Below are 24,600 nucleotides of genomic sequence, written 5' to 3'. Positions count from 1 at the left end.
ACGATGAGCACAGCGGCGCAGACGGCACGCCGGATCGCCGTGCGCGCCGCCGCGCTCGCTGCATCCGTCGTCTTCGTGCTGTGGGGTGCGGCCACGCTGGCCTTCCTGGCGTTCCGGGTGATCCCCGGCGACCCGGTAGATGTGATGCTCGGCCCGCAGGCGCAGGTGAGCGACGAGGTGAAGGACGGCATCCGTGCCGAACTGGGCCTGGATCGCCCCCCGCTGGAGCAGTACTTCGCCTACCTCGGCCAGCTGCTGCAGGGCGATCTGGGCGAGTCCTACCAGCTGCGGATGCCGGTGACCGAGGTGATCGGCCGGCAACTGGGGGCGACGGTGCAGCTGTCGCTGCTGGCACTGCTGATCGCTGTGGTGATCGCCTTCACCGTGGCACTCGTCGCCCGGGGGAAGGCCGCTCGCACGGTCGCCGCCGGCGTGGAACTGGTCGTGCTGAGCTCCCCGGTGTTCTGGATCGGGCTGGTGCTGTTGAGCGTCTTCGCGTTCGGGCTGGGCTGGTTCCCGGTGTCGGGGTCGCGCAACCCCGCCACCCTGGTGCTTCCCGCCATCACGCTGGCGCTGCCGGTGGCGGCGCTGCTCGGGCAGGTGCTGCGGGACGGGATCGAGGCGGCCGAGCGGCAGCCGTTCGCCACGACCGTCCGGGCTCGGGGCGCCGGGGCCACCCGCCTCACGGTGCACCACACGCTCCGTCACGGGGCGACCGGGGCGGTCACCCTGGCGGCGTACCTGGTGGGGTCGCTGCTGGGCGGCGCGGTGCTGGTGGAGACGGTGTTCGCCCGCCCGGGACTGGGGCGGGTGACCCTCGCCGCGATCACCGACCGCGACCTGCCCGTGATCACCGGCATCATCCTCATCAGCGCGCTGGTGTTCGTGATCGTCAACACCATCGTGGAGCTGACCTACCCACTGATCGACCCGCGGCTGCGCCGCGTGCCACCGTCGGTCACGCTGCGCACCGGGGTACCAGCGTGAAGCCCGCGCAGCGCGCGCTGCTCGGCGCGGCCCTCGCCGTGCTGGCTGTGGTCGCCGCCGCCGCTTTCGCGCCGCAGTGGTTCACTTCGCTGGACCCGCTGCAGACCGACGTGCGTGAGGCGCTGCGCGCTCCCGACGCCGAGCACCTGTTCGGCACCGACCAGAGCGGCCGCGACGTGTTCGCCCGTGTCGTCTACGGGGCGGGGCGGTCGGTGGGCATCGGTCTGCTCGCCACCGCCCTCGCGTTCGCCATCGGCCTGATCATCGGATCACTGTCGGGGCTCGCCCCCCGCGTCGTCGACGCGGTGGCGATGCGCGCGACCGACGTGCTGCTGGCCTTCCCGGAGTTCCTCATCGCACTCGTGGTCGTCGCGGTGCTGGGACCCGGACCGGCCAACGTGGCGCTGGCCGTCACGATCGCCGCCGTCCCGGTGTATGTGCGTCTGGCCCGCGCCCAGACCCGCAGCCTCGGCGCCGCGGAGCACGTCGAGGCGGCCCGCATCCTGGGGGTACCAGGACCGCTGGCGTTCGTCCGCCACGTCGCGCCGGGGGTGATCGGATCGCTCAGCGTGCTCGCCACCATCGGCATCGGCTCCAGCATCCTCGCCGCCGCCGGCCTGAGCTTTCTGGGGCTCGGGCCCACCGAACCCACCCCGGAATGGGGCCTCATGCTCTCCGGCGGCCGCAACGTGATCGGGCAGGCATGGTGGGTGTCGGTGTTCCCCGGAGCCGCGATCACCCTCACCGTCATCGCGGCGACCGTCGTCGGCCGCACGCTGCGCGCCCGCGCGGACGGGCGGCGCTCGTGACCGCGCTGCAGGCAGCGGGCCTGCGCATCGCATTCGGAGAGGCGACCCCCGTCAAGGGCATCACACTGTCGGTCGCTCGGGGTGAGTGCCTCGCGATCGTGGGGGAGTCCGGCGCCGGCAAGTCCCTCACCGCACGCGCCCTGCTGGGACTCGCGCCCGACGGCGCCCGCGTCACCGCCGACGAGCTGACCGTCGACGGCGTCGACGCCCGCGACCTCGACGAAGGCGGCTGGCGCCGGCTGCGCGGTGCGCGCATCGCCCTGGTGTCGCAGGACGCCCTGGTCTCACTCGACCCGCTGCGGCGCATCGGCGCCGAGGTCGCCGAGCCCTTACTCATCCATGACCCGCGGATGCCGCGCCCCGCCCGCCACGCGCGCGTCGAGTCCCTGCTGACCGACGTCGCGATACCCGAACCCGGTCGCCGGGCGCGTCAGCATCCGCACGAGCTGTCCGGAGGGCTCCGCCAGCGCGCGCTCATCGCCTCGGCGCTGGCGGGGGACCCTGCCGTGCTCATCGCCGACGAGCCGACCACGGCGCTGGATGCCACCGTGCAGGCGCGCGTGCTCGAGCTGCTGCGCAGCATCGCCGACCGCGGCACGGCCGTCGTGTTCGTCAGCCACGACTTCGCCGCGGTGCGACGGGTCGCCGACCGCGTCGCGGTGATGCGCGACGGCGAGTTCGTGGAGGAGGGCGCGACCGCCGACGTGCTCGACGCCCCGCAGCATCCCTACACCCGGCAGCTCGTGGCCGCCTCCCGGCACGTGCCGCGGGCGCCCCGCGCCGCCGACGATGCCGACGTCGCCGCCGCCGACCCCGTGGTCGTCGTGGACGGAGTATCGAAGGCGTTCGACCGGCCGGCGGTGCAGGACGTCTCGTTCACCCTGGCCCGCGGGCGCACGCTGGGCGTGGTGGGGGAATCAGGGTCGGGAAAGACGACGCTGGCCCGCATGATCGTCGGCGTGGAGCGCCCCGACGCCGGCACGGTGCAGATCGGCGGCGTACCGTGGTCGCGCCGCGAGGCGGCTGGCCTCCGCCGCCGCGTGCAGCTCGTGCACCAGAACCCACTGGGCGCCTTCGATCCGCGCTGGAGCGTGGGCCGGTCGCTGCGTGAGGCGCTCGCCGCGGGCGGGGTGCCGCGGGCGGCTCGCCAGGCAGGGGCCACCGCACTGCTGGCGGAGGTGGGATTGGATGCCGCGCTCGCGCGCCGCCGCCCCGCCGAACTGTCCGGCGGGCAGCGTCAGCGCGCCGCGATCGCCCGTGCGCTCGCCGTCGACCCCGACGTGCTGGTGCTGGACGAGCCGGTGTCGGCGCTGGATCCCACGGTGCGCGAGCGCGTACTCGCGCTGTTGCGCCGCCTGCAGGAGGAACGCCACCTCACGATGATCTTCGTCTCGCACGACCTCGACGTCGTCGCCGCCGTCGCCGACGACGTGCTGGTCATGCAGGACGGAGTCGTCGTGGAGGCGGGGGCCGTGGCGGAGGTCTTCGCGACGCCGCGGCATCCGTTCACGCGGGAGCTGCTCGCGGCAGGACGGTGAGGCCCGTCAGTCGCGTACGTCGATGCCGAGAGCGGCAGCGAACGACTCCGCCAGCGCCGCCACCTGGTGCGGGGCGAGGGTGACGCCACGCAGCGCCCGCAGATCGGTGAACCCCAGCACCTCAAGCCCGCGGAGGTCGAGATCGGTCGCGCGCAATTCCCGCGTATCGACGTCGTCGGCGCGGCATCCCTCGAACCGCACCCGGTCCAGCTGTGCCGCCGGGATGTCGATCGTGCCCAGCACGCAGTCGGCGATGAGGATGTCGGCGGCGCTGGCCTGCCCGAGTGAGAGGTAGTCGATGCGGGCCCCGCGAATCTCCACGGCGTCCAGCTGGGCGCGCGAGAGGTCGAGGGTGCCGATCCGGCCGCCGGTGATGCGCACCGAGCGCCAGGTGCCGCTCACCGCGGCCAGGGTCGTGGCCCGTAGGTCCTCGATCTCGACGTCGATGAGCGTCGCGCCGGTCAGGTCGAGACGGTCCACCGACGCCGGGGCGAAGACGCATTCCACCAGCCGCGCGTGTGCGGCATCCACCTCGCCGGCAAGCGCCTCGAAGCGGCTCTGCGAGATGTCCGCACGGCGTGCGATCGTCGTCGTGGCGGACAGGCGTGCGGGCAGATCGGGGGCTGCGGAGCGAGGCGGGGCAGGGCGGGTGGGACGCGGCGGCATGCACAAGAGCCTACGGACGCGTACAATCGGACGATCAGCATCGATCCGGCTATCACCGGGGAGCTCTCGGAAGAACGCGGGAAACCGTCAGTAGAACCGAGCGGGGCAGGCCCGTCACCGCCGCAGTGAGAGTGGATCCACGGTGCAGACCGGGATCAAAGCGGGGTGGTACCGCGGCCCGGACGGGTCGTCCTCGCAGGACGCATCGCAACCTGCTGGAGTGACATGACCTACCCCCGACCTTCATCACGCTCGGCCGCCGAGGCGACCGCACCGGATGCCGCCGGCGCCGCGCCAGGCGCCTCCTTCGGTCCAGCGGGCGTCGTGCCGAGCCCGCGCTTCCCCGACATCGAGCAGGAGGTCCTCGCCTTCTGGGCAGAGGACGACACGTTCCGCGCGTCGATCGCGCAGCGCGAGGGCGCCCCGGAGTGGGTGTTCTACGACGGCCCGCCGTTCGCGAACGGTCTGCCCCACTACGGGCACCTGCTCACCGGGTACGCCAAGGATCTCTTCCCGCGGTTCCAGACCATGCGCGGCAAGAAGGTCGACCGCGTGTTCGGCTGGGACACGCACGGCCTGCCCGCCGAGCTCGAGGCGATGAAGCAGCTCGGCATCACCGAGAAGAGCCAGATCGAGCAGATGGGCATCGCCGCATTCAACGCGAAGGCCCGCGAATCGGTTCTGGAGTACACCCACGAGTGGGAGGACTACGTCACCCGCCAGGCCCGCTGGGTGGACTTCGACCGTGGCTACAAGACGCTCGACCCCGGGTTCATGGAATCGGTGCTGTGGGCGTTCAAGGAGCTCTACGACAAGGACCTCGCCTACGAGGGCCACCGCGTACTGCCTTATTGCTGGCGCGACGAGACGCCGCTGTCCAACCACGAGCTGCGCATGGACGACGACGTCTACAAGATGCGTCAGGACCCATCGGTCACCGTCACGTTCCCGCTCGTTGGTACGAAGGCCGAAGCCATGGGGCTGACCGCCGTGCGCGCCCTCGCGTGGACGACGACGCCGTGGACCCTCCCCACCAACCTGGCGCTGGCCGTCGGCCCCGACGTCACCTACGTCGTCGTGCCCGGTGGCCCCCACGGCGCGGCGGACGTGCACGAGGACCGCGCGGAAGGCGAATCGCATCGCTACCTGCTGGCCGAGGAACTGCTGCCCGGGTACGCCAAGGACCTCGGCTACGACAGCGTCGAAGCCGCCCGCGAAGCGGTGCAGCAGCGCGTGCAGGGCCGTGAGCTGGAGGACGTGCACTACGACCGGCTGTTCGACTACTACGCCGATGCCGAGGTGTGGGGGACCGACCGCGCCTGGCGCATCCTGGTCGACGAATACGTCACCACCAGCGACGGCACCGGCATCGTGCATCAGGCGCCGGCGTACGGCGAGGACGACCAGCGCATCACCGAAGCCGCCGGCATCCCGCTGATCATGAGCCTGGATGACGGCGGACGCTTTCTGCCGCAGGTCACCGACGTCGCCGGCGAGCTGTGGATGGATGCCAACCGGCCGCTGATCCGGCTACTCAAGGCCGAGGGCCGGCTGCTGCGCGAGGCCAGCTACGAGCACTCGTACCCGCACTGCTGGCGCTGCCGCAACCCGCTGATCTACAAGGCCGTCTCCAGCTGGTTCGTGCGCGTCAGCGCGATCAAGGACCGCATGATCGAGCTCAACGAGCAGATCACGTGGGCGCCGGAGAACATCAAGCACGGCCAGTTCGGCAAGTGGCTGCAGGGCGCGCGCGACTGGTCGGTCAGCCGCAACCGCTACTGGGGTTCACCGATCCCGGTGTGGCGCAGCGATGACCCGGCGTACCCGCGGGTGGACGTGTACGGCTCGCTCGACGAGATGGAGCGCGACTTCGGGCGCCTGCCCCGCAACGAGCAGGGCGAAGTGGACCTGCACCGCCCCTACATCGACGACCTGACCAGGCCGAACCCCGACGACCCGACCGGGCAGTCCACGATGCGACGCATCGAGGACGTCTTCGACGTCTGGTTCGACTCCGGATCGATGCCCTACGCCCAGGTGCACTACCCGTTCGAGAACCGCGAATGGTTCGACGAGCACTCCCCGGCGGACTTCATCGTGGAGTACATCCCGCAGACTCGCGGGTGGTTCTACGTCATGCACGTGCTCTCCACGGCGCTCTTCGACCGCCCGGCGTTCATCGGCGCGTCCTGCCACGGCACCGTGCTGGGCAGCGACGGGCAGAAGATGTCCAAGTCGCTGCGCAACTACCCCGACGTGTCCGAAGTGTTCGACCGCGACGGCTCCGACGCGATGCGATGGTTCCTCATGGCCAGCCCGGTGCTGCGCGGCGGCAACCTCGTCGTCACCGAGGAGGGCATCCGCGCCGGCGTGCGCGAGTTCCTGCTGCCGTTGTGGAACGCGTGGTACTTCTTCGCCACCTACGCCAACGCCGCCGGCGGTCCTGCCGGCGGGGCCGGCTACGAGGCATCCTGGCGCACCGACTCGACCAACGTGCTGGACCGCTATATCCTCGCGCTGACCGGCGACCTGGTCCGCGACGTGGCAACCGAGTTGGACGCACTGGATTCCACCACCGCCGCGGCCAAGCTGCGGGAGTTCGCCGAGGCGCTGACCAACTGGTACATCCGCCGGTCTCGCGACCGGTTCTGGACGGGCGTCACCGAAGACCCGACGAGCCGCGAGGCGTTCGACACGCTGTACACGGTGCTCGAGACCGTCACCCGCGTGGCGGCACCGCTGATCCCGCTGGTGTCCGAGCAGATCTGGCAGGGCCTCACGGGTGGCCGCAGCGTGCACCTGGAGGACTGGCCGGATGCCGAGGTCTTCCCGACCGCCGACGACATCCGCACCGCGATGGATGCCGTGCGCGAAGTGACCAGCGTCGCCAACGCGCTGCGCAAGCGCGAGGGCAAGCGCGTGCGGCTGCCGCTGCCGCGGCTGACAGTGGTCGTGCCGGGGGCGGGCTCGCTCGCGCAGTTCGATGAGCTGCTGCGCGACGAGCTGAACGTCAAGGCTGTGGAGCTCGTGGAACTGCGCGAGGACACCGCCGCCGAGTACGGCATCACCCACCGCCTGTCGGTCAACGCGCGTGCCGCCGGCCCGCGCCTGGGCAAGCAGGTGCAGCAGGTCATCCAAGCCGCCAAGAGCGGCGACTGGTCCGAGACCGACGGTGTCGTCACCGCCGGTGGCGTGACACTGGAGCCGGGCGAGTACGACCTGGCGCTGGAGACCAGCGGTCGCCCGGACGGCGAGGCGCTCTCCCTGCTGCCGAGCACCGGTTTCGTGCTGCTGGAGACCACCACGACACCCGAGCTGGAAGCCGAGGGCTTCGCGCGCGACGTCGTGCGCGCCGTGCAGGACACCCGCAAGGCCGCCGGTTTCGACGTGAGCGACCGCATCCGTCTGCAGCTGCTGTTCGAGTCCGCCGACGACGCGTCGGCGCTCGAGGCCGGGGTGGATGCCGCCGATGTCGCGGGGGAGACCCTCGCGGTGGATCTGGCGGCGCGCGTCGCCGGTCGCGACATCGGGGTGCCCTCGGACATGGCCGGTGACCAGTGGCATCCGGATGTCTTCGGCGCCACGCCCGACCACGTCGCGTACGTGCCTGCCGGCACCTACGCCAACCGGGGCGGCTTCTACGTCGCGGTCAGCCGGGTGAGCGCATGAACGATCGCCGCAGGGCCGACACCGTCCACGAGACACTCCTCGCCCGCGCCGGTGAGCGGTGGGTGGAGCCGCGCAAGGAGCGCACCGCGCGGTTGCTGGAGTTCCTCGACGACCCGCAGCGCACCTACCGCGTGGTGCACGTGACCGGCACCAACGGCAAGACGTCCACGAGCCGCATCATCGACAGCATCGTGCGAGCGCACGGGCTGCGGGTGGGGCTGTTCACCAGCCCTCACCTGGAGCGGTTCACCGAGCGGATCATGATCGACGGCGAGCCCATCGCCGACGCCGCCGTCGCCGACGCGTGGGATGAGATCGCGCCGTTCGTCGAGATCGTCGATGCCGAGCTGGCCGAGGCGGACGAGGAGCCGCTGACGTTCTTCGAGCTGCTGACGGCGCTCGCATTCGTCGCATTCTCCGACGCTCCGGTGGACGTGGCGGTCATCGAAGTGGGGATGGGCGGGTCCTGGGACTCGACCAATACCGCCGACGGCGACGTCGCAGTGTTCACCCCGATCGACATGGACCACGCCGACCGCCTGGGCGGCACGATCGCGGAGATCGCCCAGGTCAAGGCTGGAATCATCAAGGACGGCGCCGCGGTCGTCTCCGCCCGACAGGATGCCGCCGCCGAGCGGGTCCTGCGCGCGGCGGCATCCGCCCACGACGCCACGATCGCGTTCGAGGGGGAGGGGTTCGACCTCACCGCGGACCGCCTGGCCGTCGGCGGGCAGCTGATCTCGGTGCGCGGGCTCGCCGGCACCTACGACGACCAGTACCTGCCGATCTACGGCGCGCACCAGGGTCACAACGCGGCCCTCGCGATCGCCGCGGTGGAGTCGCTGCTCGGCGCGGCGACCCAGCCGATCGCCGCCGACGTGCTCACCGAGGGCCTCGCGGAGGTCACCTCGCCCGGCCGCCTGCAACTGGTGGGCGTGTCCCCGACGGTGATCGTCGACGGCGCGCACAACCCGCACGGTGCGCGGGCGCTGGCCACGGCGCTGCGTGACGTGTTCGACTTCGACGAGTGGGGCGTGGTGCTCGGTGCCCTCGCCGACAAGGACGTCGCCGGTGTCGTCGCGGAACTCGCGCCCCTCGCGGCGCACGTGTTCGCGACCGCTCCGCAGTCCGACCGCGCCAGCGACCCCGATGCGATCGCCGACCTCGCCGAGGAGCGGGGAGCTCAGGTGAGCGTGCATCCGGATGTCGCCGACGCCGCGGAGGCGGCGCGGGAGTGGGCTGCGGCATCCGACCGCCGCGCCGTGATCATCGCCGGCAGTGTCGTACTGGCCGGGGAAGCGCTGACGGCGGCATCCGCAGGGGATTGGAAGAGCGGGTGGAGCGCGTGAGCGCGGCCGCACCGCAGCCGCGCCGTACGCGGGGCGCTGCGGAGTCGCTCGCGTCGATCGTGCTGGTGTTCGAGGCGATCGTGGCTTTCCTCGCGGGCCTGGCGATCTACGGGCTGCGTGTGCTGCCCGAAGGCGTCGAGCCGTGGTGGGGGATTGTCGCCGGCAGCGTCGTGGCTGTGCTCATGGTGATCACGGCGGGCCTGTTGCGTCACCGGTGGGCGGTGGCGTTCGGCTGGGTGCTGCAGGTCACCGTGGCCCTCGGCGCCGTGTTCGTGCCGGCAATCCTGCTCATCGCGCTGATGTTCGGCGCGATGTGGGCGTATGCGACCATCAAAGGGGCCTCGCTCGACCGGCGCAATGCGCGCCTGGTCGCCGAGGCCGAACAGCGAAACGGAGACTGACATGGCCACCGAAGAAACTCTCGTCCTGGTGAAGCCGGACGGCGTGGCACGGGGACTCACGGGCGTGATCCTCGCCCGCATCGAGGCGAAGGGGTACTCCCTCGTGGACCTGCGCCTGGTGGAGCCCGACCGCGACCGCCTCGAGCAGCACTACGCCGAGCACGCCGGGAAGCCCTTCTACGAGCCGCTCGTGGAGTTCATGATGTCTGGTCCGTCGGTGGCGATCCGCCTCGCCGGCAACCGGGTGATCGAGGGGTTCCGGTCCCTGGCCGGCACCACCGACCCGACCACGGCAGCGCCCGGCACGATCCGCGGCGACCTCGGCCGCGACTGGGGCGTCGCCGTGCAGCAGAACCTGGTGCACGGCTCCGACAGCCCCGAGTCCGCCGCCCGCGAGCTCGCGATCTGGTTCTGACCGCTCCCGAGTGAGTATTCGTGCCCGCGAGTGAGTATTCGTGCCCGCGAGTGAGTATTCGTGCCCGCGAGTGAGTATTCGTGCCCGCGAGTGAGTATTCGTGCCCGCGAGTGAGTATTCGTGCCCGCGAGTGAGTATTCGTCGTCTCGAGCGAGTACTCGCCGCCGTGGCGAGTACTCACTGGGCAGCATGAATACTCACTCGGCAGCGTGAATACTCACTCGGCAGCGTGAATACTCACTCGGCAGCGTGAATACTCACTCGGCGTCAGAGCTGGGAGAGCCAATCGAGACGCAGCTGCGCGATGACCGCGACCACGACGTAGCTCAGGAACGTCGCCAACGGCACCCACGGTCCCAGGCGACGGGCCCAGCGGATGCCGGATACCCGCAGCACGTGCACCGTCACGGCATAGAACGTCGGGATGGTCACCGCCCAGGTCACCATGCACCACGGGCACAGCGTCGCCAGCACGAACACACTCTGGCCGATCAGCCACACCACGAAGCCGAAGGCGAACGCGGTCCCGGCCCAGAAGCACCACCAGAACCAGCGCGCGAACCGCGCCCCGGCCAGCACCGCGACCCCCACGACGACCGGTGCGACCCAACCGGTCAACCCGAGAATCGGGTTGGGAAACCCGAAGACGCTGCCCTGAGCGGACTGCAGATTCGCTGTGCACTGCACCAGCAGACTGAAGTCGCACGACGCGATCGCATCGGGATCGGCCAGCAGGTGGAACCGCTCCATCGTGAGCGAAAACGCCGCCCACCACCCGACGACACCGGCGATGACGAGCCACACGGCGAGGACGGTCGGGCGCGCGGAACGGGTATCGGGCATGCCCCGGATTATGCCATCGCAGCCCCTGCACAACCCCGGCGGACGACGCCGGGCCACACCTGCGCCACAAGAAGCGCCGGAGGTGCGATAATGGTGGTCGATGCACCCGCGGCCGCGCCGCGAACGCATCTCCGAAGACTTCGGGCGATGAACGCCCAGCGCAGCCCGCCGAGCGCCGGCTGCAGACCGAGTGAGAGTTCGCGAGCCGCACCGTCACAGACGAGACGACAGCGGTACCGCACGAGATTTAGCCGGGCGACGCGCGGTGTCGCCCGCAAGGAGTACGCCGGTGATATCCGATGAGACCCGCACAAGTCCCGCCAACGATGACGACGCGCTGACGCCTTCGCAACTCGACATCGAGGCGGCCGAGCAGACCGACGAGACGTCGGCCGACGAGCCGACCGTCGAGCAGGATGCCGAAACGACGGATGCCGCTACGGAGCCCGACCCGGCTCCCGCGGTGGCGCCGGAGGCACCTGCAGACGACGCGCCCGAGCCGACGGCAGCCGACGACGCAGCATCCGACGACGCAGCATCCGAGCCCGAGCCCACCGGCCCGGTCACGGCCGTGAGTCTCGGCCTGCTGCCGGAGAACTTCGTCTCGGCCGTGTCGACGCAGCTGCACTTCTACGCTCCCGCCGTCGCACCGCTGCCGGCTCACACCGGCCGCGGCGTGCCCGACGACTTCGACGAGGTCGACGAACGCCCCACCACGTCCGCCCCGCGCCCGCGCCGCGGTCGCCGTCGTGGCGGCGACGACATCGACGACGCCCCTGCTGCGGCGCCTGCGCAGCCGCGCCAGCGTGCCGTCGAGCTCATCACCGAGCCGCAGCGCATCAAGGGCTCCACGCGCCTGGAGGCCAAGAAGCAGCGCCGCCGCGACGGCCGTGAAGCCGGACGCCGGCGCACCGTGGTCACCGAGGCCGAGTTCCTCGCCCGCCGCGAAGCCGTCGACCGCATGATGATCGTGCGCTCCAAGAACGGGCGCGTGCAGATCGCGGTGCTCGAGGACAACGTGCTCGTCGAGCACTACGTCGCGCGCAGCCAGGACGCCTCGCTCATCGGCAACGTGTACCTCGGTCGCGTGCAGAACGTGCTGCCGAGCATGGAGGCAGCCTTCGTCGACATCGGCCGCGGCCGCAACGCGGTGCTGTACTCCGGCGAGGTGGACTGGGATGCCGTCGAGACCGGCAACCAGCCGCGTCGCATCGAGCTCGCACTCAAATCAGGCGACCGCGTCCTGGTGCAGGTGACCAAGGACCCGATCGGCCACAAGGGCGCGCGCCTGACCAGCCAGATCTCCCTTCCCGGCCGCTACCTCGTGTACGTCCCGGGCGGCGCCATGAACGGCATCTCCCGCAAGCTCCCCGACACCGAGCGGGCGCGCCTCAAGCGCATCCTCAAGGAGGTGCTGCCCGAATCAAGTGGCGTCATCGTGCGCACTGCGGCCGAGGGTGCCACCGAGGACCAGCTGACGCGCGACGTGCAGCGGCTGACCAACCAGTGGGAGCACATCAGCAAGCAGGTCGAGTCGGGCCAGGCCCCGTCGCTGCTGCACTCTGAGCCCGATTTGCTGGTGAAGATCGTCCGCGACGTCTTCAACGAGGACTTCACGCGGATGCTCATCCAGGGCGAAGACGCGTTCCAGACGATCACCAGCTACCTCGCCGGTGTCGCCCCGGACCTGCTCGACCGCGTGCAGCCGTTCGAAGGCGACCACGACCCGTTCGACGAGTTCCGCATCACGGAGCAGATCGAGAAGGCGCTGGACCGCAAGGTCTGGCTGCCCTCCGGCGGCTCACTCGTGATCGACCGCACCGAGGCGATGACGGTCATCGACGTCAACACCGGCAAGTTCGTCGGCTCCGGGGGAAACCTGGAGGAGACGGTCACCAAGAACAACCTCGAAGCGGCCGAGGAGATCGTGCGTCAGCTGCGGCTGCGTGACATCGGCGGCATCATCGTGGTCGACTTCATCGACATGGTGCTCGAGACCAACCGTGACCTCGTGCTGCGACGGCTCGTGGAATGCCTCAGCCGCGACCGCACCAAGCACCAGGTCGCCGAGGTCACCTCGCTCGGCCTCGTGCAGATGACCCGCAAGAAGCTGGGCCTGGGCCTGCTGGAGACCTTCAGCGAGGCGTGCGAGGTGTGCGCCGGCCGCGGCGTGATCGTGCATCACGACCCCGTGGTCAAGCACCGCAGCAGCAATAACAACAACGGCGGTGGCAGCTCCTCCGCACGTCGCCCCCGCCAGGCCGCGCCCGCCCCGGCGACCACCGGCGGTACGCACGTGATCACCGAAGGCGTGAAGTCGGCTCTCGCGCAGATCGCGGCATCCACCATCCACCCGACTCAGGACGACGCCACGGTGGAAGCCGAGGTCGAGGTGGTCGAGGCTGAGGTCGAGGTGCCCGTGATCCCCGTGGTGCTGCCGCCGTCGGCCGACCGAACCGAGCGGACCGAGCGCGCCGAGCGGGCGAAGAAGCCGCGCAAGAAGCGCACCGATTCGGCCGCACCCAAGACCGAGAAGGACCTGCTTCTGGACTCCGTCCTGCAGGCGCTGCCGGAGCCGAAGGCACCCGGTCAGGGCCGGGGACGTCGGCGTGTATCCACCGCGGCGCTGACGGGCACGCCCGTGCCCCACGTGGCCGACGGGGAGTAGCCCTCAGCGTCGGTCGCGCGCTCGTACGCGCAGCCCCGACGCAATCAGCCTGCGCACCAGCTCGTGGCCGTCGACGTGATTCGCGCCGGCGGCCACGAGGCGTGCGTGGGCCTCATCAGGAACGTCATAGTGATCCAGATCGAAACTGCGCAGCGGGATGCCGTTGGCGGCGGCGAACGCGTGCAACTCACTCAGCTCGCTGTCGCTGATCAGGTGCGCCCACAGGCGGCCGTGCGCGGGCCAGCGCGGGTCATCGATCAGGATTGCCATCCGCCGATCCTAGAGCGCCGGCGCGACACACTGCGCCGCCCTTTTGGCATGTCGGCCCGCATCGGCTAAACTCTACCTTTGGGTGCGCGGCGTTTCCACGTCTTAGGACGGAACGCGTATGGCGGTAGCTGACAGCGACCGACCAGGCACCAAGACTTATCTTTCCCAGAGCGAGTCTCGCAAGACAACCGGAGCCGTGCGCTCCCCAGACGAAAACAGGTGTGAAGTGGTTTACGCAGTTGTGCGCGCCGGCGGCCGCCAGGAAAAGGTCGAGGTCGGCACGATCGTCGTCCTGGACCGTCAGCGGACCAAGGTCGGCGAGACCCTTGAGTTGCCCGCGGTGCTGCTCGTCGACGGCGACGCCGTGACGACCGACGCCGAAAAGCTCGCGAAGGTCACCGTGACCGCTGAGGTTCTCAGCGAACTGCGTGGCCCGAAGATCGTGATCCAGAAGTTCAAGAACAAGACCGGTTACAAGAAGCGCCAGGGGCACCGTCAGGACCTCACGCGCGTCAAGGTCACCGGCATCAAGTAAGCCCAGGGGAGACGCAGAGATGGCACATAAAAAGGGCGCAAGCTCCACCCGTAACGGTCGCGACTCCAACGCCCAGCGACTGGGCGTCAAGCGCTTCGGTGGCCAGGAAGTCAACGCCGGCGAGATCATCGTCCGCCAGCGCGGCACCCACTTCCACCCGGGCGCCAACGTCGGCCGCGGCAAGGACGACACGCTGTTCGCTCTCGCCGCAGGCGCGGTCGAGTTCGGCGCGAAGGGCCGCCGCAAGGTCGTCAACATCGTCGCAGCCGCGGAGTAATCGCGGTATCGCAATAAATTCTCGGCGAGGGGCGGGCTTCGGCTCGTCCCTCGCCTGTTTTTCCGAAAGCTGAGGAGCAGCTCATGGTGACCTTCGTGGATCGAGTGACGCTGCATCTGCGCGCGGGCAAGGGTGGCAACGGCTGCGTGTCGGTGCGGCGCGAGAAGTTCAAGCCACTCGCCGGACCGGACGGCGGCAACGGTGGCAACGGCGGTGACATCGTGCTGGTCGCAGATCCGCAGGAGACCACCCTGCTGTCGTACCACCACTCGCCGCACCGCACCGCCGCCAACGGCGGGTTCGGCATGGGCGACAACCGCTCCGGCGCGGCGGGGGAGTCGATCGAACTCACCGTTCCGGTGGGCACCGTCGTGAAGAACGCCGCCGGCGAGACGCTCGTCGACATGGTCGAGCCGGGCACGCGCGTCGTGGTCGCCCCCGGCGGTCAGGGCGGGCTGGGTAACGCTGCCCTCGCCAACCCCAAGCGCAAGGCCCCCGGCTTCGCACTGCTGGGCACGCCCGGCTGGGAAGGCGACATCCTCCTCGAGCTGAAGACCGTCGCCGATGTCGCGCTGGTGGGTTTCCCCTCCGCAGGCAAGTCGAGCCTCATCGCCGCGGTCTCGGCCGCGCGCCCCAAGATCGCCGACTATCCGTTCACGACGCTTCACCCCAACCTCGGTGTCGTTCAGGCCGGCGAAGTGCGGTTCACCGTGGCCGATGTGCCGGGTCTGGTTGAAGGTGCGAGCGAAGGCAAGGGCCTGGGTCTTGAGTTCCTGCGCCATGTCGAGCGCTGCACGGCTCTCGTGCACGTGCTGGACTGCGCGACGCTGGAGCCCGGCCGCGACCCGCTGACCGACCTCGACGTGATCCTGGCCGAGCTCGGCGCCTACCCGGTGCCGGAGGGCCAGACACCGTTGCTCGAGCGGCCGCAGCTGATCGCGCTCAACAAGATCGACGTACCCGAAGCGAAGGATCTCGCCGAGCTGGTCCGCCCTGACCTCGAAGCCCGCGGCTACCGTGTGTTCGAGATCTCCACGGTCAGCCACGAAGGTCTGCGCCAGCTGAGCTACGCGCTGGGCGACATCGTGTCGCAGCACCGCGCGACGCTGGCTGCCACCCCGGCACCCGAGCGCATCGTCATCCGCCCGAAGGGTGCGGACAAGGACTTCGAGATCCGCGTCGAGGGCGGCACGTACGGCAACCTCTACCGCGTGCTGGGCGAAAAGCCCGTGCGCTGGGTGCAGCAGACCGACTTCCAGAACGAGGAGGCGGTGGGCTTCCTTGCCGATCGCCTCGAGAAGCTCGGGGTCGAGGACGGCCTGTTCAAGGCAGGCGCGCAGGCCGGTTCCACCGTCGTGATCGGCGACGGCGACGGCGTCGTGTTCGACTGGCACCCGACGATGGCCTCTGCCGCGGAGCTGAAGACCGCGCCGCGTGGCACCGACCCGCGACTGGACCTCAACCCGAGGCGCAACACGTCGCAGCGTCGTGAGCGTTACTACGAACGGATGAACGCCAAGGCCGAGGCGCGCGCCGACCTCGAAGCGGAGCGCATCGCCGGAGGCGACGGGGAGAGCGCTCGGTGACAGCAATGGATCGCGCAGCGGTGCGCACAGCTCGGCGGTTGGTCGTCAAGGTCGGCTCGTCGTCGATCAGCGGTGAGAACGCCGGCGCGATCCAGGGCATCGTCGAGGCCCTGGCTGCGGCACACGCCCGCGGTGTGGAGGTGGTGCTGGTCTCCTCCGGTGCCATCGCCACCGGCATGCCGTTCCTCCAGCTCGACGAGCGTCCCTCGGACCTTGCCACGCAGCAGGCTGCGGCCGCGGTGGGACAGAACATCCTCATCTATCGGTATCAGGAAGCGCTGCGCGCTTTCGGCATCATCGCCGGCCAGGTGCTGCTCACAGCCGGCGATCTGGAGAACCCCACTCCTCGCTCCAACGCGCGCCGCGCGATGGAACGCCTGCTGGGCCTGCGCATCCTGCCGATTGTCAACGAGAACGACACCGTGGCGACGCATGAGATCCGCTTCGGCGACAACGACCGCCTCGCCGCCCTCGTCGCCCGCCTGGTCGGCGCCGACGCGCTGGTGCTGCTCAGCGACGTGGAGTGCCTCTACACGCGTCCACCCTCCGAGCCAGGCGCCCGCCCGATCACGCACGTGGACTACGGCGATGACTTGGCCGGCTACGAGTTCGGATCGGTCGTCGTCAACAGCGTCGGCACCGGGGGAGCGGCCACGAAAGTCTCCGCCGCGCGGCTGGCTGCGGCATCCGGAGTCGGCGTTGTGGTCACCAGCGCCCAACGCGTCGGTGAGGCGTTGTCCGGCGCGCAGATCGGCACGTGGTTCGCACCGAACCCGGCCGGCGCGGTACCGACGACGGGCCCGATCGAGACGGGTGCCAGGGGCCACGGCTAAACTGGCGGGATGACCACCCTCACAGCGACGACGACGGCGCGCGAACGGATGCAGCGCGCCAAGGATGCCGCGCGCAGCGTCGCTCTCCTCGGCGACGCCGAGAAGGCTGCCGCTCTGCACGCGATCGCCGACGCCATCGACGCTTCGGTGGATGAGATCGTCGCCGCCAACGCCGAGGATCTACAGCGCGGCGCCGCGGGCGGCATGACCGCCGGACTGCAGGACCGACTGCGCTTGGATGCCGCACGCATCGGCGCCCTCGCCGCGGCGGTGCGGGATGTCGCCGCGCTCCCCGACCCCGTGGGGCGCGTACTGGACGAACGGGTGCTGCCCACCGGTGTTCGCCTGCAGAAGGTGTCCGTGCCGTTCGGCGTGGTCGGCGCCATCTACGAAGCCCGCCCGAACGTGACCGTCGACATCGCCGCCCTCGCGCTGCGCTCCGGCAACGCCGTGGTGCTGCGCGGCGGAACCGCGGCGCAGCACTCCAACGCCGCCCTCGTCCGCGTCATGCGCGACGCCCTCGCGGGCGCCGGCGTCGACCCGGAAGCAGTGCAGAGCGTCGACGACTTCGGCCGGGACGGTGCCCGCGAACTGATGCAGGCGCGTGGCCTGGTCGACGTGCTGATCCCTCGCGGCAGTGCCCAGCTGATCGAGACCGTCGTGACGGAGTCCACCGTTCCGGTCATCGAGACCGGTGCCGGAGTGGTGCACATCGTGCTGGATTCCACCGCGCCGCTGGACTGGGCCCGAGAGATCGTCGTGAATGCCAAGGTGCAGCGCCCAAGCGTGTGCAACGCGGTGGAGACCGTGCTGGTGCTCGCGGATGCGGCCGACCGCCTGGTCGCACCCGTCGTGGCAGCGCTCCAGGCCGAGGGTGTCACCGTCCACGGCGATGACACCACGCGCCGCCTCGCCGCCGACGTCGTCCCCGTGACCGACGACGAGTACGCCGTCGAGCACATGAGCCTGGACCTGTCGATGCGCGTCGTCGACGATCTCGACGAGGCGCTGGCGCACATCCGCCGGTATTCGACCCGGCACACCGAGTCGATCATCACCGCCGACGACGCGCGCGCAGAACGCTTCCTCGCCGAGGTGGATGCGGCCGTTGTCATGGCCAACGCCTCCACCCGGTTCACCGACGGCGGCGAATTCGGCTTCGGCGCCGAGGTCGGCATCTCCACCCAGAAACTGCACGCCCGCGGCCCCATGGGGCTGCCGGAGCTGACCAGCACCAAGTGGCTTGCCCGTGGCGCCGGGCAGATCCGCCCTTGACGCAATAAGCTGGAAGCCGCGCCACCAACGCAACCCGAACGGAGCCCGCATGACTTTCGCTACGATCACCGCTCTCGCCGCGGCGGAGACCGAACACCACGTCGGACTCTTCGACAACGTCGGCTACGGCATCGTCGCTTTTGTCGTGTTCATGCTGCTGGGGCTGGTGACGCTGTCCTACCGCAACGTCGCCAACCGTCACTCCCACAAAGCCGACGCGTACGCGCGCGCCCACGCCGACGAGCTTCCGCAGGCGGGGCACGGCCACCATTAGGCCGGCCGTATGAATTCTCCGCGCGCACCGCGCATTGGAGTGATGGGCGGAACGTTCGATCCGATCCATCACGGACACTTGGTGGCGGCCAGCGAAGTCGCCCAGTCGCTCGACCTCGACGAGGTCGTGTTCGTGCCCACCGGCCAGCCCTGGCAGAAGCACGATGTCTCGGCGGCGGAGCACCGTTACCTCATGACCGTGATCGCCACGGCATCCAACCCCCGGTTCACCGTGAGCCGCGTCGACATCGACCGCGGGGGACCGACCTACACCACCGACACGCTGCGCGACCTTCGCGCGCAGCGACCGGATGCCGAGTTCTTCTTCATCACCGGCGCAGATGCGATCGCGCAGATCTTCACGTGGCGTGACCACGCGGAACTGTGGCGCATGGCCCACTTCATCGCCGTTTCCCGCCCCGGCCACGTCCTGAACATCGAAGATCTGCCCCCCGAAGGCGTCAGTCAGCTGGAGGTCCCGGCGCTGGCGATCTCGTCCACCGACTGCCGTTCCCGCGTCCACCGGGGTTATCCCGTGTGGTACCTGGTTCCCGACGGCGTCGTCCAATACATTGCGAAGCACCACCTCTATCGGAGCATGGCATGAGCACACCCGAGCAGCCCACTCCGCCGCTGACGCGCAAGACGCTGCGCGACCTGCGTAACACGGCGGCGAACCAGATCATCCCGCCGGACGCGCCACCGGCCGAGCCGCCCGTCGTGGCCGCGCCGTTGCCGCGACCAGCGGCGCCCGTCGAGGTGCCGCCCGCACCCGCGACCGACGAGAGCGTCGACCTCGGAGCGCATCCGCTGACGCGGCGCCAGGCCCGCCAGCAGGAGCGCATCCGCACGGCATCCGTGCCGGTCATCACGGCGGATGTGCTCGCCGCTCACGCGGCCGAATCCGCCCAGGCTGAGCAGGCGCAAGCGCCCGCCGAAGACGTCTCACCGTTCGCGCCGCCCGCCGAGCAGGCACAGGACACCGCTGGCGACGCGCACGGCGACGAGGCGGTGGATGCCGAGACTCACGATGCCGGGATCGAGGAAGTAGCCGAAGTCGAGGTCGAGGAAGAAGAGCGCCCGGTCGTCAACAGCGCACTGGGCGCCGAGCTCCTTGCCGGCGACGCGGAGGCAGTTGAGCTTCCGGCATCCTTCGACCACATCCTCGCCCGCAGCGGCAGCAACGGCACGCTCGCAGCGTCCAACGCGCTGATCCTCTCGCAGACGCCGACATCGGGCCCGCTGGTCGGTCCCGTCACGGCGACCGGCGAGGTGCTCATCACCGGTACGTTCGCGCTGCCGGAAGGCCTCGGTTCCAACGGGCACGCGCCCGGTGTGGCCGACGGCAAGGACATCGACGCGGCGCTGATGGACGGCGAACTGCCGCCGGCGTCCTCGCCCACTCCGATCGCCGCCAGCGCCGCCGTCAGTACGTCCAAGACGTCTGGCGAAATCATCCAGCCACCGGCACCGGAAAAGGGCGGGCGTCTCATGATGGCGCTTGCCATCACAGCCGGTGCACTCGCCCTCACGCTCGTGGGTGTGCTCATTCTCGCCGTTACCACAGGAGTTTTCTCATGACCGCCAGCGCGCAATCGCACGAAATGGCCCAAATCGCCGCACAAGCGGCCGATGCAACCGGCGGTGAGGACATCATCGCCCTCGACGTCTCCGAACCGCTGCCGCTGGTGGACGCGTTCCTGATCGTCACCGGGCACGGTGAGCGGAACGTCGCCGCAATCGCCGACCGCATCGAAGAGAAGCTGCTCGAAGCCGGCCACAAGCGCCTCCGCCGCGAAGGACGCGACCAGTCCCGGTGGGTTCTGTTGGACTTCGGAGATCTCGTCGCGCATGTGTTCCACGAGGAGGACCGCATGTTCTACAGCCTCGAGCGGCTGTGGAAGGACTGCCCGGTCATCCCCATCGAGCTGGCCACGCCCGCCAACAAGGACTGAGCCTCACTGCAGGCAGAACTCGTTGCCCTCAGGGTCACGCAGTTGGTAGTACATCTCGGGCCACGGGCCCCAGGTCTGCTCAACGAGGCGGACGACTTGCGCGCCTAGCGCGACCAGTCGGTCCTTCTCCTCGTCGAGCTGCTCGCGTGTGGGCCTTCCTTCAGCGACCGCCTGCACGTCCACGTGCAGGCGGTTGCGTCCCGCCTTCGGCGAATCGGCGTGGTGGAAGAACAGCCGCGGGCCGACGCCCGCCGGATCCTCGGCAAGTGAGCGAGTGGCCAGATCGGCCTCGGTCAGCCCGGCGTCGAGAAGTTGCTGGCGCAAGGGATCCTCCCATTCGAGGAGGGGGTAGTCGAACACCCCTGCCCAGAAATGGGCGAGCCTGCGCGGATCGTTCGCGTAGAAGGTGATGTTGCCGAGCGTCGCCATGTCACGCCTCCATCGGTCGAATGTGGCCCCCACTGTACGGACACGCCCGGACATCGCAGCCGATTCGATCCGCGCCCTGGACGTGTTGTAGTCTTTACGAGTTGCCGCGCGAGAGCGAGGCAGTGTTTGGGCCTGTGGCGCAGCTGGTAGCGCACCTGCATGGCATGCAGGGGGTCAGGGGTTCGAGTCCCCTCAGGTCCACCAAAACTCCCGGTAAAGCCCCAAATCTTCACTCCCTGATCAGGGAGTTTGAATGTTTGGTAGTCGTTTACTGGACACTTCGCCGGTTCCGCCCGGGACGATCTCGGGGCTTCTCGGACTATCGGGAAGTACGCGGCAGTGAGTCTCGTCGGGGCGGTGGGGTGCAAGCCAGACAGCCTCATTCGTCAGTGCGACGTGGCGAACGAGTCGCGCTGGTTCAGCGGTCCCACGCCCGAAGCTTCTGCGGATTCCGCATGGCCCAGATGCGTTGGATGAGGCCGCCGACGATCTCAAAAGCAAGCACGACCGCGAGTGAATCGTGTTGTTCTGCCACCAGACCGGGTTGACCGTTCACCGTCTGCTCCATCACCACAAGATCCGGGGCTCGACCTGCCAACGCCGCAAAAGACTGGGCGATCTGTTGCCGACCCTCGACGGGCTGAACTGCGGCCGCGACGATGCCGCCGCCATCGGCGATCATGGTTGCTTTCGGATCGAGCAGGGTCACCAGACGGGGTATGTCCTTCGTTTCCCAGGCGCTCTTGAAAGCCGCGATGATCTCACGCTGTTCTGCGATGGGTGTCGGGGCCTTTCGAGACTCGCGGATGCGACGGCGCGCCGATGTGGCGAGTTGGCGGCACGCCTCCGGTGTGCGGCCGACGATCGAACCCACCTCTGCGAATGGGTATCGGAAGACATCGTGAAGGATGAACGCGACGCGTTCGGCTGGGGTCATCTGCTCGAGGACGACGAGGAACGCCATCGATATCGACTCGTCCAGGATGACCTGATCGGCTGGATCTGTCTGATCGTCGAGTGAGAAGGCAGGCAGTGGCTCGGGAATCCACTCGCCGACGTAGCGCTCCCGACGCGCACGAGCCGATCCGAGCACATCGAGACACAGGCGAGTCGCGACAGTCGTAAGCCACGCGCCGGGCGATTCGATCGCGAGCTGTTCTTGCGGGGACATCGCATACCACCGGGCATAGGCCTCCTGCGAAACGTCTTCGGCCTCCGCGATCGACCCAAGCAGGCGGTACGCGAGACCGACCAACTGTCGGCGGTGCATCGGGGGTTCGTTCACTTGCATGCCCTCCTTACCACTCGACGATGCGGCCCTTCGAAATGTGAGACGGGAAGATCACATTTTGCGCGGCTGGGCCGTCGGACAGGTGACCCCTCTTCTCTCTCGAAGGAGACCTTATGTTCGCCGACCTTCCGCGACGCCTCTTGGCAGTCGCCATGGCAACAGGCGTCGCCGTACTCGTTTGGCTCGTGGCCTCCATCGCGGGGGTTCGACTCGAGGTCACAAGCCCGGTGGCCGGCTCCATCGCAATCAGCATTCCACTCGTCCTCATAACGGTGATGGTCGCCGCGGCCGCCGCATGGGCACTGCTAGCGGTGCTGGAGAGGCGCTTGGAGAACGGAACCAGGGTCTGGACGATAACAGCGGTGGCGGTGCTCGTGGTGTCCGTGGTCCCTCTGTTCTTGCTCGGCGCCTCCCTTGCGACTGTTATCGCGCTCGGACTCATGCATCTCGCCGTTGGCCTGACCCTGATCCTCCTTCTTCCGGGACGAGGATCGCCGGCACCCGCAACGAGGGTCGACGCGATGAGCCGTCGCTTGAGTAGGGAGGAATGACCGTGCCGACGAACTCAGTTCGCATTCGTTCACGCGGTGCGCGACTCCCGCTCGTCGCCGCCTTGTTGGTGGCAGCTCTCGGCATCCTCATTCAGTTCCTCACTGGCGTTCCGGGCTTTCCCGCGGTACCACCGGGACCGATCATCCTGACAGCGGTCGCCATGGTCGTATATGTCGTGCCGTGGCGATACATCCCCGTGCTGGGCCTGCTTGCCGCCGCCTTCGTACTCACCGGCATGGCGATAGCGGGGACAGACGATCGCCTGATCAGACCTGCAGACTTGGGTCCGTTCGCCGGCACCTGGATGCAGTTGCTGGGCCTTCTCATCGCGATAACAGCCGCGGTCATAGCGATCGTGTCGGCGGCGCGAACGGCTCCACAGGCGTCCCAGCCGTAGCGTGCCATCGCCCCACGGACGACTCCTCGCATCGTCGCTTACACACGTGTCTAAGCGAGCGTCCGCTGCCCGTCACGAAGCTGCGGAAGTCGGCCGCCCGATCGGCCTCAGCTTCAGGTCCGTCCGGCGTTGGGGGTCGAACTCGAAGGCTAGATTCCGGGGGCTTTGGACATCCGCAAGACGATCCGGGCCCGTGGCGCAGCTGGTAGCGCACCTGCATGGCATGCAGGGGGGCAGGTCGCAGGCACAGCGGGCTCGCCATGAATCATGGCTGTGAGCGTCGCTGCTTCGTCACACGGCGTTGAGCACGACGGTGGTGGCGAGCACCACCCATGCCAGGTAGGCGAGGAGGCAGAACCTGTCCGGCCACCCGATTCGGATCTCAGGTGAGCCGCCCCGACCGTGGGCGGGGCGAGCGGCACTGAGGAACCACACCAGGCCGGCGAACGGAACTACGGATGCGATCGCCAGCAGCCAGCCCAGGGCAGTCGCCACCCCAACCCCCGCGACCAGTGCGGCAGGGGGAAATCCGGCGAGGCACACTCCGCCCAATACCGTGTGCACCCGGCCCACGGGCGTGGCCTGATCGCGCGGAGTCATGATCGGATCGGAGTCGATGAACGCGGCGCCCAGCGCGCCTAGTGCGACGGCGGCAAGGCCGACTGTCCACGCTTGGCCGAACGACCACAAGGCGACGCACATCGCGGCAGGACTGATCGCCATCGTGACGAAGGCGAGGCGCATGACCCACCCGAACCGCCCGAGGGAGTACTCGCTGATCATCCGCCAGGACGGGTCGTACTCGGGCTCGATGACGTGAAGGATCGCAATCAGCCCAGCCGTGATCCCGCCGGCGACGAGCGCCGTCACCGCAGCGATGGCAGCGACGCTCAATGTCCGACAGCGATACCTGCAGTGACCAACGGCATCCTCCTGCGCGGCACTATATCCGGCGGTGGCTCGCGATCCCAGGCGGACGCAGCGACAGCGGAGGAGCAGAACGTCAGCGCCTGAGAGGGTCTCCGCCCTCGATTGAGCCGCGGTGGGGGATACGGTGGGCGCGTGAACCTCACCGCTGATCCGACCGTCTACGAGGCTTGGATGCTCGGCGCGCAGTGGGTCGGCGCTCTCGCCGCGCTGGGCTCGGTGGTGGTGGCAGTCGTGTTCGGTGTGATCACCCTCGGCAACAACCGCAGGTCGAAGGACACCCAGGAGCGCGCGACGCTCATCGCGGCGTTCGAAAGCCCGCAACAATCGCAGGGGGTGCTGCCCGACCGGCGTAGCGGCGACCGCGTTGACTTCACGGTCCGCTCGGCCGGCGGCGAGAGGTGGCTGCTCCTCAACGAAGGCCCCGGCACCGCGTTCAGCGTCAGGATCGACGGTCTCACCGCGCTCGACAACGACCGGCTGCAGCCGGTCACGGCGGGCCAGGGGACGATCGCACCGGGCGATGCGCGTGAGTTCGGGCTGGTGTCGAGGTACACGAGATCGGGACCGGCCAACATCCGGGTGACATACCGTCTCGACCCGGAGGGGCAGGAGCTGCAACGCGTGCTAGTCGTCCCGGCCCCGTAGGGGCGCC

The 24,600-nt window shown here is 69.2% G+C and carries 26 protein-coding genes and 2 tRNA genes; 22 read left to right on the top strand and 6 right to left on the bottom strand.

Translation table 11 applies throughout. From position 1 onward, the window contains the following. Positions 1-3 precede the first annotated feature (3 nt). Genes QNO11_RS07665 through QNO11_RS07655 form a run of 3 tightly spaced genes read left to right on the top strand, consistent with a single transcriptional unit; the run spans position 4 to position 3,334 of the window. Positions 4-987, top strand: a complete 984-nt coding sequence (locus QNO11_RS07665) for an ABC transporter permease (RefSeq protein ID WP_257509666.1) — start codon at positions 4-6, stop codon at positions 985-987. After that, the gene (locus tag QNO11_RS07660; protein ID WP_257509667.1) at positions 984-1,796 is read left to right on the top strand and encodes an ABC transporter permease; all 813 of its coding nucleotides are present in this window, start codon (positions 984-986) and stop codon (positions 1,794-1,796) included. The genes QNO11_RS07665 and QNO11_RS07660 overlap by 4 nt, the downstream gene beginning before the upstream one ends. Continuing rightward, a complete protein-coding gene (locus tag QNO11_RS07655) occupies positions 1,793-3,334 on the top strand; it encodes a dipeptide ABC transporter ATP-binding protein (protein ID WP_257509668.1) in 1,542 nt (513 codons plus the stop codon). The genes QNO11_RS07660 and QNO11_RS07655 overlap by 4 nt, the downstream gene beginning before the upstream one ends. 6 nt (positions 3,335-3,340) lie before the next feature. On the opposite strand, the gene QNO11_RS07650 is transcribed toward QNO11_RS07655, so the two are convergent. Further along, positions 3,341-4,000: a pentapeptide repeat-containing protein gene (locus QNO11_RS07650; RefSeq protein WP_257509669.1), complete on the bottom strand. Its 660-nt coding sequence runs from the start codon at positions 3,998-4,000 to the stop codon at positions 3,341-3,343. A gap of 225 nt (positions 4,001-4,225) precedes the next feature. Here QNO11_RS07650 and ileS point away from each other — a divergent pair, with 225 nt between their 5' ends. From ileS to ndk, 4 genes are read left to right on the top strand one after another with little or no spacing between them, the layout of a single operon-like run. Then, the gene (ileS, locus tag QNO11_RS07645; RefSeq protein WP_257509670.1) at positions 4,226-7,669 is read left to right on the top strand and encodes an isoleucine--tRNA ligase; all 3,444 of its coding nucleotides are present in this window, start codon (positions 4,226-4,228) and stop codon (positions 7,667-7,669) included. Beyond that, positions 7,666-9,018, top strand: a complete 1,353-nt coding sequence (locus QNO11_RS07640; RefSeq protein ID WP_257509671.1) for a bifunctional folylpolyglutamate synthase/dihydrofolate synthase — start codon at positions 7,666-7,668, stop codon at positions 9,016-9,018. The genes ileS and QNO11_RS07640 overlap by 4 nt, the downstream gene beginning before the upstream one ends. Continuing rightward, a complete protein-coding gene (locus QNO11_RS07635) occupies positions 9,006-9,419 on the top strand; it encodes a DUF4233 domain-containing protein (RefSeq protein ID WP_257509672.1) in 414 nt (137 codons plus the stop codon). Before QNO11_RS07640 ends, QNO11_RS07635 begins: the two co-directional genes overlap by 13 nt. Position 9,420: 1 nt before the next feature. Next, entirely contained in the window at positions 9,421-9,834 is a 414-nt protein-coding gene (ndk, locus tag QNO11_RS07630; RefSeq protein ID WP_257509673.1) for a nucleoside-diphosphate kinase, read from the top strand. A 267-nt stretch (positions 9,835-10,101) separates the two neighbouring features. Here ndk and QNO11_RS07625 read toward each other — a convergent pair whose 3' ends face one another. Continuing rightward, positions 10,102-10,677 carry a vitamin K epoxide reductase family protein gene (locus QNO11_RS07625; RefSeq protein ID WP_257509674.1) on the bottom strand — a complete coding sequence of 192 codons (576 nt, stop codon included), beginning with the start codon at positions 10,675-10,677 and terminating at the stop codon, positions 10,102-10,104. A 292-nt stretch (positions 10,678-10,969) separates the two neighbouring features. Between QNO11_RS07625 and QNO11_RS07620 the strand changes: the two genes are divergently transcribed. Beyond that, positions 10,970-13,345 (top strand): Rne/Rng family ribonuclease, encoded by a 2,376-nt coding sequence (locus QNO11_RS07620; RefSeq protein WP_374113821.1) that lies wholly within the window; start codon positions 10,970-10,972, stop codon positions 13,343-13,345. Positions 13,346-13,348: 3 nt separating this feature from the next. On the opposite strand, the gene QNO11_RS07615 is transcribed toward QNO11_RS07620, so the two are convergent. Then, positions 13,349-13,615, bottom strand: a complete 267-nt coding sequence (locus QNO11_RS07615; RefSeq protein ID WP_257509675.1) for a DUF4031 domain-containing protein — start codon at positions 13,613-13,615, stop codon at positions 13,349-13,351. 226 nt (positions 13,616-13,841) lie between these two features. Between QNO11_RS07615 and rplU the strand changes: the two genes are divergently transcribed. The 9 genes from rplU to rsfS all read left to right on the top strand — a co-directional run bounded on the left by rplU (position 13,842) and on the right by rsfS (position 20,349). Next, positions 13,842-14,150 carry a 50S ribosomal protein L21 gene (rplU, locus tag QNO11_RS07610; protein ID WP_257509676.1) on the top strand — a complete coding sequence of 103 codons (309 nt, stop codon included), beginning with the start codon at positions 13,842-13,844 and terminating at the stop codon, positions 14,148-14,150. A 19-nt stretch (positions 14,151-14,169) separates the two neighbouring features. Then, entirely contained in the window at positions 14,170-14,427 is a 258-nt protein-coding gene (gene rpmA, locus QNO11_RS07605) for a 50S ribosomal protein L27 (protein ID WP_257509677.1), read from the top strand. 83 nt (positions 14,428-14,510) lie between these two features. Further along, complete coding sequence (obgE, locus tag QNO11_RS07600; protein ID WP_257509678.1) at positions 14,511-16,013, top strand: GTPase ObgE; 1,503 nt, start codon at positions 14,511-14,513, stop codon at positions 16,011-16,013. Positions 16,014-16,018: 5 nt separating this feature from the next. Beyond that, positions 16,019-16,846, top strand: a complete 828-nt coding sequence (proB, locus tag QNO11_RS07595; protein ID WP_257509950.1) for a glutamate 5-kinase — start codon at positions 16,019-16,021, stop codon at positions 16,844-16,846. Positions 16,847-16,855: 9 nt separating this feature from the next. Then, positions 16,856-18,121, top strand: a complete 1,266-nt coding sequence (locus QNO11_RS07590) for a glutamate-5-semialdehyde dehydrogenase (protein WP_257509679.1) — start codon at positions 16,856-16,858, stop codon at positions 18,119-18,121. A 49-nt stretch (positions 18,122-18,170) separates the two neighbouring features. Beyond that, on the top strand, positions 18,171-18,395 hold the full coding sequence (locus tag QNO11_RS07585) for a hypothetical protein (RefSeq protein ID WP_257509680.1): 225 nt from the start codon (positions 18,171-18,173) through the stop codon (positions 18,393-18,395). 9 nt (positions 18,396-18,404) lie between these two features. Then, positions 18,405-19,001, top strand: coding sequence for a nicotinate-nucleotide adenylyltransferase (gene nadD, locus QNO11_RS07580; RefSeq protein WP_257509681.1), 597 nt, complete (start codon positions 18,405-18,407; stop codon positions 18,999-19,001). Further along, positions 18,998-19,975 carry a hypothetical protein gene (locus tag QNO11_RS07575; protein ID WP_257509682.1) on the top strand — a complete coding sequence of 326 codons (978 nt, stop codon included), beginning with the start codon at positions 18,998-19,000 and terminating at the stop codon, positions 19,973-19,975. The genes nadD and QNO11_RS07575 overlap by 4 nt, the downstream gene beginning before the upstream one ends. Then, a complete protein-coding gene (gene rsfS / locus QNO11_RS07570) occupies positions 19,972-20,349 on the top strand; it encodes a ribosome silencing factor (protein ID WP_257509683.1) in 378 nt (125 codons plus the stop codon). Before QNO11_RS07575 ends, rsfS begins: the two co-directional genes overlap by 4 nt. Positions 20,350-20,352: 3 nt before the next feature. Here rsfS and QNO11_RS07565 read toward each other — a convergent pair whose 3' ends face one another. Beyond that, positions 20,353-20,778, bottom strand: a complete 426-nt coding sequence (locus tag QNO11_RS07565) for a VOC family protein (RefSeq protein WP_257509684.1) — start codon at positions 20,776-20,778, stop codon at positions 20,353-20,355. A 128-nt stretch (positions 20,779-20,906) separates the two neighbouring features. Between QNO11_RS07565 and QNO11_RS07560 the strand changes: the two genes are divergently transcribed. Next, positions 20,907-20,982: transfer RNA gene (locus QNO11_RS07560), tRNA-Ala, on the top strand. 214 nt (positions 20,983-21,196) lie between these two features. Here QNO11_RS07560 and sigJ read toward each other — a convergent pair. Beyond that, on the bottom strand, positions 21,197-22,063 hold the full coding sequence (sigJ, locus tag QNO11_RS07555; RefSeq protein ID WP_257509685.1) for an RNA polymerase sigma factor SigJ: 867 nt from the start codon (positions 22,061-22,063) through the stop codon (positions 21,197-21,199). 119 nt (positions 22,064-22,182) lie between these two features. Between sigJ and QNO11_RS07550 the strand changes: the two genes are divergently transcribed. The 3 genes from QNO11_RS07550 to QNO11_RS07540 all read left to right on the top strand — a co-directional run bounded on the left by QNO11_RS07550 (position 22,183) and on the right by QNO11_RS07540 (position 23,279). Then, a complete protein-coding gene (locus QNO11_RS07550; RefSeq protein WP_257509686.1) occupies positions 22,183-22,620 on the top strand; it encodes a DUF6069 family protein in 438 nt (145 codons plus the stop codon). A gap of 2 nt (positions 22,621-22,622) precedes the next feature. Then, complete coding sequence (locus tag QNO11_RS07545; protein ID WP_257509687.1) at positions 22,623-23,018, top strand: hypothetical protein; 396 nt, start codon at positions 22,623-22,625, stop codon at positions 23,016-23,018. Between the two features lie 187 nt (positions 23,019-23,205). Continuing rightward, positions 23,206-23,279, top strand: a tRNA-Ala gene (locus QNO11_RS07540). A gap of 30 nt (positions 23,280-23,309) precedes the next feature. Here the strand turns inward: QNO11_RS07540 and QNO11_RS07535 are convergent. Then, entirely contained in the window at positions 23,310-23,912 is a 603-nt protein-coding gene (locus QNO11_RS07535) for a DUF998 domain-containing protein (protein WP_257509688.1), read from the bottom strand. Positions 23,913-24,080: 168 nt separating this feature from the next. Here QNO11_RS07535 and QNO11_RS07530 point away from each other — a divergent pair, with 168 nt between their 5' ends. After that, positions 24,081-24,593 carry a hypothetical protein gene (locus QNO11_RS07530; RefSeq protein WP_257509689.1) on the top strand — a complete coding sequence of 171 codons (513 nt, stop codon included), beginning with the start codon at positions 24,081-24,083 and terminating at the stop codon, positions 24,591-24,593. The last annotated feature ends 7 nt before the right edge of the window (positions 24,594-24,600 follow it).

Source organism: Microbacterium sp. zg-B96 (assembly GCF_030246865.1).
GTDB lineage: Bacteria > Actinomycetota > Actinomycetes > Actinomycetales > Microbacteriaceae > Microbacterium.
Note: the sequence above shows the minus strand (reverse complement) of the source record. Positions and strands in the feature narration are given on the sequence as shown.